Annotated in this window: 11 protein-coding genes and 1 pseudogene; 5 read left to right on the forward strand and 7 right to left on the reverse strand. The window is 62.7% G+C overall.

All coding sequences use genetic code 11. The features are described 5' to 3' along the window. Window positions 1-67 precede the first annotated feature (67 nt). Complete coding sequence (locus CP49_RS02670) at window positions 68-370, forward strand: hypothetical protein (protein WP_057848748.1); 303 nt, start codon at window positions 68-70, stop codon at window positions 368-370. Window positions 371-448: 78 nt separating this feature from the next. On the opposite strand, the gene CP49_RS02675 is transcribed toward CP49_RS02670, so the two are convergent. After that, entirely contained in the window at window positions 449-1081 is a 633-nt protein-coding gene (locus CP49_RS02675) for a Crp/Fnr family transcriptional regulator (protein WP_057848749.1), read from the reverse strand. A 367-nt stretch (window positions 1082-1448) separates the two neighbouring features. On the opposite strand from CP49_RS02675, the gene CP49_RS44265 reads away from it, so the two are divergent. Further along, a complete protein-coding gene (locus tag CP49_RS44265) occupies window positions 1449-1682 on the forward strand; it encodes a hypothetical protein (protein WP_063791612.1) in 234 nt (77 codons plus the stop codon). A gap of 12 nt (window positions 1683-1694) precedes the next feature. On the opposite strand, the gene CP49_RS02680 is transcribed toward CP49_RS44265, so the two are convergent. The 4 genes from CP49_RS02680 to CP49_RS02695 all read right to left on the reverse strand — a co-directional run bounded on the left by CP49_RS02680 (window position 1695) and on the right by CP49_RS02695 (window position 4852). After that, window positions 1695-2228, reverse strand: coding sequence for a hypothetical protein (locus CP49_RS02680; protein ID WP_057848750.1), 534 nt, complete (start codon window positions 2226-2228; stop codon window positions 1695-1697). 176 nt (window positions 2229-2404) lie between these two features. Next, window positions 2405-2902, reverse strand: a complete 498-nt coding sequence (locus tag CP49_RS02685) for a PaaI family thioesterase (protein ID WP_057848751.1) — start codon at window positions 2900-2902, stop codon at window positions 2405-2407. A 231-nt stretch (window positions 2903-3133) separates the two neighbouring features. Beyond that, window positions 3134-4324, reverse strand: a complete 1191-nt coding sequence (gene carA / locus CP49_RS02690; RefSeq protein ID WP_057848752.1) for a glutamine-hydrolyzing carbamoyl-phosphate synthase small subunit — start codon at window positions 4322-4324, stop codon at window positions 3134-3136. A 147-nt stretch (window positions 4325-4471) separates the two neighbouring features. After that, window positions 4472-4852 carry a hypothetical protein gene (locus CP49_RS02695; RefSeq protein WP_057848753.1) on the reverse strand — a complete coding sequence of 127 codons (381 nt, stop codon included), beginning with the start codon at window positions 4850-4852 and terminating at the stop codon, window positions 4472-4474. A gap of 81 nt (window positions 4853-4933) precedes the next feature. On the opposite strand from CP49_RS02695, the gene CP49_RS02700 reads away from it, so the two are divergent. Next, window positions 4934-5389, forward strand: coding sequence for a GatB/YqeY domain-containing protein (locus tag CP49_RS02700; protein WP_057848754.1), 456 nt, complete (start codon window positions 4934-4936; stop codon window positions 5387-5389). 164 nt (window positions 5390-5553) lie between these two features. Here CP49_RS02700 and CP49_RS02705 read toward each other — a convergent pair whose 3' ends face one another. Continuing rightward, entirely contained in the window at window positions 5554-5850 is a 297-nt protein-coding gene (locus tag CP49_RS02705; protein WP_057848755.1) for a hypothetical protein, read from the reverse strand. Window positions 5851-5948: 98 nt separating this feature from the next. Continuing rightward, entirely contained in the window at window positions 5949-6683 is a 735-nt protein-coding gene (locus CP49_RS02710) for a protein-L-isoaspartate(D-aspartate) O-methyltransferase (protein WP_057848756.1), read from the reverse strand. 74 nt (window positions 6684-6757) lie between these two features. Here CP49_RS02710 and CP49_RS46885 point away from each other — a divergent pair. Continuing rightward, window positions 6758-6950, forward strand: a pseudogene (locus CP49_RS46885) (hypothetical protein); the annotation flags it as partial. Continuing rightward, on the forward strand, window positions 6880-8406 hold the full coding sequence (locus CP49_RS02715; RefSeq protein WP_057848757.1) for an FAD-dependent oxidoreductase: 1527 nt from the start codon (window positions 6880-6882) through the stop codon (window positions 8404-8406). The pseudogene CP49_RS46885 and the gene CP49_RS02715, both read left to right, overlap by 71 nt. Window positions 8407-8509 lie beyond the last annotated feature (103 nt).

Here is an 8509-nt window from a genome sequence, read left to right on the forward strand (position 1 = left end):
CCCGTGCAGGATGATGCGGATGCAGCCGGGCCGTGTGTTACTGCCTGTTCTGGTTTGGAATTAAGCGATGCAGAAAGTAATTGAATTGCGTGGCCTGAAGTCTGAAGCCGCGTCGGAGCCGCCGGCGGCGGCGCCATCCATCGAACCGATACTGGCGGTGGTCGATTCATTGTCCCGCACCCTCGATTGCATCAAGACGATGTGCGCGACCGAGCCGAACGGGCCGCTCCGCGACAGACTGGAGACCGAACGGGCAAACCTCGTCATCGGGCTTTTCGTCGCCCGGGTCGCCGCGATGCGGCTGTCTTCAGGTGAGCAGGCGGCGGATGTTTCAGCCAACTCGAACTTGCCGCTCGCCCGCCAGGGATGACGGCAGCGATGCTGGCGGATCCAGGCCAGATTGATTCGCGAAATGTTTTGGCCAATCGTTCCGGAAGCAGAAAGAAATTTAGTCGAGAGGGCCCAATAGCTCCTCATACCGCCGTTCGATGCGATCGTAACAGTCGCATGAGACCTCCTGCAGTCCCTCGGCGTCGAGGATGGAGATGCGGCCGCGGCCGATCTGAATGAGGCCGGCATTCTGCAGGGTGCGCTCGACCAGATTGATGGTGGTGCGCTGAACTCCGAGCATCTGCCCGAAGAACTCCTGGGTCAGGCGGATGTCGTTGCTGCCCAGCCGTCTCCGGCACTGCAGGAGCCAGCGCGCGGCGCGGCTTTCCACCTGGTGCAGGGCCTGACAGGCGGTCGATTGCTGCGACTGCGCGAGCAAAGAAAGATCGAACAGCGCAACGGTTTTTCGAAAGCTGTCGCTGTCCCGTCCGACGCGATGGACTTCCGCGGCGGGAATGCGAACGGCTTCGCCGGCGACCTGGACGATCGAATCCGCAAACGACGTCGTGATGCCGTGGATGGTCGACGATCCGATCATTCCCTCGCGGCCGACGATGGAGGTCTCGGCGGTCGTACCCTGCTCGGTGGTGGCGAGAACGGAAATGATGCAGGAGCGCGGGAAATAGGCGAACTCGATTTCCGACGCTGCGCCGTGCAGCAGTTCGCCATGGTCAACGGTAATCGTCCGCATGTGTGGTTTCAGCAGGGCCAGTGCTGAGGCATCCAGTAAACTCAGGAGGTGATTTTCAGCGGCCACGAGGAGCTCCAACGCGAGTTAGGCGGGAGCTTCAACTCTCTCTGTCACCGATGCCTGGGAATAGATCCGGCGATAGACCCACAGTGGGCGCAAGTAACGCCATTAGCTAATTAATTCTGCGCTGATAGTCGGGTACCAGACAGTTCGAGGGATATATTTGTGGGGGAATGTGTTTGTAATTTTGACCGAAAGTGCCGGAAAGGGGCGATCGAGGGCCCACGAGTTCCGGCCTCGTGAATGGCCGTCGGCGTTCACATTTGCGACCCGCCGACAGGTTCCATCCCAACACCGGGTGAATGTCATGTTCGGCACGGAAAAACCTCCTCCAGAGCTCTCGCCAATAAGCCGTCCGCGTTGTCCCGATTGCCAGGCGCGGATGATCACATCCGCCGTTTCGGATGGACCGGAAGGCCTGGAGCAACGCACGTTCCGATGCGCAATATGCGGCCGCACCGAAACCACGACGCTGGCCGCCGATCCACTCCGGTCCGACGCCTTCGGCTGGATCAACAGTGAACTGCGGCCGCCCAAGTGAGTGCCGATTCGCCTACGCTCGGCTCCGCTTCCACAGTCCGACCAGCGGGCCATCCGCGCCCCTGACCGGATCGGTCTTCGGCAGCTTTACTTCTGGAATCGTCTTCAGCGCCTTCGCATGGTTCTCAGGCGTCGGCCGCGTGATCTGCATCGGCGGTCCCGGCGGATAGGCCCCGATTACGCAGAAATCGGGGCTGGCGAATACGCATTGATGCCCGGTGCCGGCGGGCAGGATGGCGACGTCGCCGGCTGCGATCTCGAGCTCCTTGCCGCTGTTGCCGCCGAAGCGGACACGCGCGCGGCCGCGGGCGACGCCGAGCGCCTCATGCACGGTGGCGTGGTAGTGCGCATAATCATAGACGCCGTTGCGCCACATCGCGCCCCAGCCATTGGCGCCGAACAGTCCCTCGATGGTCTTTTCCGGATGATCGTTCGCGACATCGACCGCGCCCTTGTAGACCAGGAACGGCATCGGGTTATTTGGCACGAGGCCGTCGTCCTCGAAGATGAAGGTGAGGGGTTCGATATCAGTGCTGACGACGGACATGGTGGCTCTCCGCAATCGTCGTAACCATTAAATCCTCATGGTGAGGAGGCGCGCAGCGCCGTCTCGAACCACGAGGCCCCGCTGGTGCCATTCATCCTTCGAGACGCAGGCGAAGACGCCGCTCCCTAGGATGAGGTCTGAGTAACACCCTACCCCTTCAAACCGTCGTCAGCGCCTCACGTTCCCTTCGGAATCTCGAAGACCAGGCACGTCGTCGTCGCATGCGCGAGCAGCCGGCCGTTGGCGTCGGTGATGCGCGCTTCTGCGGTCGCGGCGCGGCGGCCGACGCTGAGCGTCTTGCCCTCGGTGCGGACCGGGCCGGTATCTTTGGTCATGCCCTTGATGAAGGAAATCTTGAATTCGAGCGTAGTGTAGCCGGTGCCGGCGGGCAGCGCGGTGTGAACCGCAAGCCCCATCGCGGAATCCAGCAGGATCGCGGCATAGCCGCCATGCACCGAGCCGATCGGATTGTAATGCCGGAATCCCGGCACGCTGTGGAATACCACGTGGCCGGTCTCGGCAGTGGAATCGAACGGCTCGACGTTCTGCATGATCGGCGGGCAGGGCAATCTGCCGTCGAAGATGGCGCGCACGAAGTCGAGGCCTGACATCGACGCCATGACATGCGTGGGCGTCACGCCGTATTCGACTTTGGCGGTGGGTTTGGCGTCCATGAAGTATCCCTGTCGTTATAATTACGATCATCAGACCAAAGGACGTTTGACTGAGCCAGTAGGCTTGCCACATGGCAGCATGTCATGCCCGGACTTGCCGCCTCCGCTAAAGCTTCGGCGCGCCAACGGAGAAAGCCGCGGCGAAGCCTTGGCGGAGCCGGGATCCGGGCATCCATCACTCTTCAAGAAAGATGGATTGCCGGGTCAAGCCCGGCAATGACAGGTGAGCGCCTACGCTCGCTTATTCGCCCGCATCAGATCCGCAAATCGCTTGAACAGATAATGCGAGTCGCGCGGGCCCGGGGAGGCCTCGGGGTGGTACTGCACCGAGAATACCGGCTTGCCCTTGAGCTCGATGCCGCAATTGGAGCCGTCGAACAGCGAGATATGGGTCTGCGTCGCGCCCTCCGGCAGCGTCGCCTGGTCCACGGCAAAGCCGTGGTTCATGGAAGTGATCTCAACCTTGCCGGTAGTCTCGTCTTTCACCGGATGGTTGGCGCCGTGATGGCCCTGATGCATCTTCATGGTCTTGGCGCCGACGGCGAGGCCCAGCATCTGGTGGCCGAGACAGATGCCGAAGGTCGGCGTGCCCGAGGAGATCACCTCACGGATGACCGGCACGGCGTATTTGCCGGTCGCGGCCGGATCGCCCGGGCCGTTGCTCAGGAAAACGCCGTCCGGCTTCATCGCCAGGATGTCTTCGGCCGACGTCGTTGCCGGCACCACCGTGACCTTGCAGCCTTCACCGGCGAGCAGCCGCAGAATATTGCGCTTGATGCCGTAGTCGATCGCGACCACGTTGAACTCCGGCTCGCTCTGCCGGCCAAAACCCTTTTCCCAGACCCATGGCGTCTCGTCCCAGGTGAAGCGCTGGCCGGAGGTTACCATCGGCACCAGGTCCATTCCTTCGAGGCCCGGCCATTCGCGGGCTTCTTCCTTCATCCCGTGCAGGTCGAATTCGCCGTTCTTCGAGTGCGCGATGACCGCGTTCGGCATGCCCTTGGAGCGGATCAGCGCGGTGAGCGCGCGGGTGTCGATGCCGGATAGGCCGATGATGCCGCGGGCCCGCAGCCACTGATCGAGATGCTTTGTCGCGCGGTAGTTCGAGGGATCGGTGATGGCGGTGCGCAGGATCACGCCGCGCGCGCCCGGCGTCGCCGCCATGTTCACCGTCTCGATGTCTTCCTCGTTGGTGCCGACATTGCCGATATGCGGGAAGGTGAAGGTGATGAGCTGCCCGGCATAGGAGGGATCGGTGAGGATCTCCTCATAGCCGGTCATCGCGGTGTTGAAGCAGACCTCGCCGACGGCGTGGCCTTCCGCGCCGAGGCCAAAACCTTCCAGCACGGTACCGTCGGCAAGCACGAGGAGCGCGGTCGGTTTGTGGTCCGGCCAGGCTGAGGCGTTTACAGATGTTGTCATGAGCGCACTTCATAGTCGCAAGCGCCCCCGCGCGTCAAAGCCGGAAGGCCAGGAAAAGAGCGGGATTCACATGCGTTTGCCGCATATTTGATCGCCGGTTCTGCCGGCCTCGGCTGGTTTGGGCCAAATCGGCCTGAATCGGGTCCCCTAGCCGCAGTAGGCCACTTTCGTCCACCAAGGCAGCAGGAAGAAGATCACGGCAGCCAGATCAAGCGGGTAGAACAGGAGCAACTTGGTCTTCAGGGACACAGGCCGCGCGTTCGGCGCAGGAGGGTCGCCCGGATAGATCTCGAGATGATCGAAGCTTGCCTCCCAACCCAGCCGGTATGTCAGGAAAGAAACCACGTCGTAGGCGAGCGGATACATAAAAAGGGTCAGGAATCCGCCCGCTGCGGCGGTCGCCAGCCACGACGATGCGGCTTCAACGCGATGGTCGCCAAGAGCTCCACACGAATAGAGGGCAAAACGGCTTGTCCAAAGCACCACAAGACACAATACCAGCGTAGCAAAGTGCTTTTCGACCTTCATGCCAGTCCTTATATAGGCCGGGAGGATTAACCGAGCGTCTCTGGGCGAGACCTAATTCTCCGCATTCTCAGCGAGGAAATCATGCTGCGCGACGACATCAACAATGCGGTCAAGGAGGCCATGAAGGCCAAGGACGAGCGCAAGCTCTCCACGCTGCGCATGGTCAATTCGACCATCAAGAACGCCGATATCGATGCGCGCGGGCAGGGCAAGCCGCCGCTGTCAGACGCTGACCTGCTCGGCGTGTTTCAGAAGATGATCAAGCAGCGCCAGGAATCGGTCGAGCTTTACGACAAGGGCGGCCGCGCCGAATTGGCCGCGCAGGAGCGCGAGGAGATCGCGGTGATCTCCGCCTATCTGCCCAAGCAGATGTCGGAGGAAGAGGTGAAGGCTGCGATCACGGCCGCGATCGCCGAGACCGGCGCCGCCGGCATGAAGGACATGGGCAAGGTGATCGGCGTGCTGCGCGCAAAATTCGCCGGGCAGATGGATTTTGGTAAAGCCAGCGGCATGGTGAAGGCGGCGCTCACGGGATGATCGTCCGTAGCCCGGACGGAGCCAACGGGTCGCGCGGATGCGCGCCCGATAACAGGCTCCGCGCAATCCGGGGCTCTTGATCCGTACCGGCAGGTTCCCGGATTGCGCTTCGCTCCATCCGGGCATCTACGGCACTGAAAGCAGACGTCGCGTTGCTCGCGGCTTCAGTCGCAGACGCGCTGCCTGCGCGTGATCCTGCGGCCGTCGTCCCGTTCAATCGTCCTAGTTTCCCAGTGGCAGCGTTGTCGCGGGCCGACGGTGACACCACCTGGGCCGATGCCAACCGTAGTGTCGGAGTCGTAGCGGCGACGGTCCCTGTAATAGCGGTCGTCGTCGCGGTCCCGCCCGATCTGAACATCGACTTGGGCCATCTTGACGCCTTCGGCCTTGGCCGGAGTAACGAGCGGGGCAGTCGTCAGCAGAGCCGCGGCTGTCGCCACGGCAAGAGCAATCTTGATCATGTGGGATCCTCCCTGGCTTGATTTGGAGGTTCAACGGGCAAGAACACCGAGAGTTCCATGGGCGACAAGTCCGGCCTGTTCCGCGAAGAACCGGACCGTTACCGGCCCTGTGAACGCGTGAAGGGCACGAAACGCACGGGGACAACGGCGCGAGTTGTCGTCTTGTCAGGGGCGACTTTCTCGACGACCGTGAGGTGCTGAGTGCCGTACTCGGCTCCCACCGGCATGACGAGCCGACCACCCACTTTGAGCTGCTCGATCAGCGGCGGCGGTACCTGCCCGAGCGCGGCGGTCACCACCATGGCGTCGAAAGGACCGCACTCGGGCCAGCCAGCATAGCCGTCGCCCAGCCGGACGCTCACATTGTCATACGCGAGGTCTTTGAGTGTTTTCGTGGCGGTCTCAGCCAATTGCGGGACAATCTCGATGGTGCAGACCTTTCGCGCCAGGCGCGCAAGGATGGCGGCCTGATAGCCCGAACCCGTACCGACTTCGAGCACAACATGATCGGGCGCGACCTCGGCCAACTCTGTCATCAGGGCCACGATGAACGGCTGCGATATGGTCTGGCCGAGGCCGATCGGTAGAGGCCTATCCGCATATGCGATGGAGCAAGATCGCTCGGGAATGAACAGATGGCGTTTCGTTTGCCCCATCGCCTCAAGGACCCGCTCCGAAAAACCCTGCTGTCCCACAACACTGGCGTGGGACCGGGCGTAGGTCTTGATGGTTTCGATCATGGCGGCGCGTTCGCGGACACATTCTGTGTCCTGTGCCGTCGCATCCCGCGCGGCGGCAATCATGGAAAGCACTAGCAACAGCAACGTCTTCATGGTTGTGCGGTGCTTTGTTGAATGTCTCATTTTAGCACTTCAGCCAAGCTCAGGCCATAACGCTGCTTGTTGACGTTCTGGAACCGCAGGGCGTCGGCGTAATTATCAAGGCGTCGCACGGCGACGCGCGGCATGCACAAGCCGGACACCGATCTCGTGACCAGCCGCATGCTGGGCTGCTTTCGCGGAGGACGAGATGGCCGATCAGCAAGCTCCGCCCGCCGGTCCCGATCTGTCAAAGGGCGTATCCCCGTCCGAATTCGCTGATGAGACCTTGCTTGGTCATGTCGGTGACGATGAAGTCGTGCTGGTGCGGTCGGGATCGGAGATTTTTGCGATTGGCGCCCACTGCACCCATTATCACGGGCCGCTCGCCGAAGGTCTCGTGACCGGGGAGGGCATCCGTTGTCCCTGGCATCACGCCTGCTTCGACCTGCGCACCGGCGAAGCCACCCGGGCGCCGGCGCTCAGTCCGGTCGCGGTGTGGAAGGTCGAGCTGGAAGGTGACCGCGTCTTCGTTCGGGAAAAGCGTGAACAGCCAAGGCCGCAGGTGAAGCCCGCCACCGACGCGCCCGGCAAAATCGTGATCGTCGGCGGCGGTGCGGCGGGCTTTGCGGCAGCCGAGATGCTGCGGCGTCAGGATTATCGCGGCAGCATCGTGATGCTGAGCAGCGACGCTGCTGCGCCGGTAGACCGGCCGAACCTGTCAAAAGACTATCTCGCCGGCAGCGCGCCGGAGGATTGGCTGCCGCTGCGGCCGGATGATTTCTACACCGGGGCGAAGATCGACCTGCGGCTGAAGACCGAGGTCACGTCAATCGATGTCAACGCACGCCATGTCGTCACGGCGGGCGGCGAGACCATCCCCTACGACCGCTTGCTGCTGGCGACCGGCGCCGAGCCGGTGCGCCTGCCGATACCGGGCGCGGATCAGCCTCACGTTCACGTGCTGCGCTCGCTGGCAGATTCCCGCGCAATCATCGCATTGGCCGATGGCGCGCGGCGGGCGGTTGTGATCGGGGCGAGCTTTATCGGGTTAGAGGCCGCAGCGTCATTGCGCGCCAGAAATGTCGAGGTCCACGTCGTCGGTCTGGAGCAGCGGCCGATGGAGCGCGTGCTGGGGCCCGACATGGGCGACTTCGTCCGCGCCCTGCATGAAGAGCACGGCGTCATTTTTCATCTCGGCGACACCGTCACCGCGATCGACGGCAAGCGCGCGACGCTGAAGAGCGGCGGCGTGATCGAGGCCGATATCGTGGTGGTCGGCGTCGGCGTGCGCCCCCGCCTCGGATTGGCCGAGAAAGCGGGGCTGGCGATCGATCGCGGCGTCACCGTCGATGCCTATCTCGAAACCAGCGTGCCCGGCATCTATGCCGCGGGCGATATCGCGCGCTGGCCCGATCCGCATTCCCGCGAGAACATTCGGATCGAACATTGGGTGGTGGCCGAGCGTCAGGGCCAGACCGCCGCGCGAAACATGCTCGGGCAGCGCGAGCCGTTCGATGCCGTGCCGTTCTTCTGGAGCCAGCACTACGATGTGCCGATCAACTATGTCGGCCACGCCGAGAAATGGGACGAAATAGCCGTGGACGGCAACATCGCCGGCAGGGATTGCCTGCTCCAGTACAAGTGCAACGGCCGCGTGCTCGCTGTCGCGTCAATCTATCGCGACGTCGCAAGCCTCGAGGCCGAGCTTGCTATGGAGAAGGCGCTGTTACTTTAAGTCAGGGTAACAATAACGTCTCTCCTCGTCATGCCCGGGCTTGTCCCGGGCATCCACGTCTTTAAACTCGCGGTAAGCAAACAAGACGTGGATGGGCGGGGCG

The organism is Bradyrhizobium valentinum (genome assembly GCF_001440405.1).
GTDB lineage: Bacteria > Pseudomonadota > Alphaproteobacteria > Rhizobiales > Xanthobacteraceae > Bradyrhizobium > Bradyrhizobium valentinum.

Excerpts from the sequence above, each read along its gene's own strand:
- CP49_RS02685 (WP_057848751.1), bottom strand. The coding sequence starts at position 2,902 with ATGGACGCCAAACCCACCGCCAAAGTCGAATACGGCGTGACGCCCACG.
- CP49_RS02710 (WP_057848756.1), bottom strand. The coding sequence starts at position 6,683 with ATGAAGACGTTGCTGTTGCTAGTGCTTTCCATGATTGCCGCCGCGCGG.
- CP49_RS02700 (WP_057848754.1), top strand. The coding sequence starts at position 4,934 with ATGCTGCGCGACGACATCAACAATGCGGTCAAGGAGGCCATGAAGGCC.
- CP49_RS02680 (WP_057848750.1), bottom strand. The coding sequence starts at position 2,228 with ATGTCCGTCGTCAGCACTGATATCGAACCCCTCACCTTCATCTTCGAG.
- CP49_RS02705 (WP_057848755.1), bottom strand. The coding sequence starts at position 5,850 with ATGATCAAGATTGCTCTTGCCGTGGCGACAGCCGCGGCTCTGCTGACG.
- CP49_RS02695 (WP_057848753.1), bottom strand. The coding sequence starts at position 4,852 with ATGAAGGTCGAAAAGCACTTTGCTACGCTGGTATTGTGTCTTGTGGTG.
- carA (WP_057848752.1), bottom strand. The coding sequence starts at position 4,324 with ATGACAACATCTGTAAACGCCTCAGCCTGGCCGGACCACAAACCGACC.
- CP49_RS44265 (WP_063791612.1), top strand. The coding sequence starts at position 1,449 with ATGTTCGGCACGGAAAAACCTCCTCCAGAGCTCTCGCCAATAAGCCGT.
- CP49_RS02670 (WP_057848748.1), top strand. The coding sequence starts at position 68 with ATGCAGAAAGTAATTGAATTGCGTGGCCTGAAGTCTGAAGCCGCGTCG.
- CP49_RS02675 (WP_057848749.1), bottom strand. The coding sequence starts at position 1,081 with ATGCGGACGATTACCGTTGACCATGGCGAACTGCTGCACGGCGCAGCG.
- CP49_RS02715 (WP_057848757.1), top strand. The coding sequence starts at position 6,880 with ATGGCCGATCAGCAAGCTCCGCCCGCCGGTCCCGATCTGTCAAAGGGC.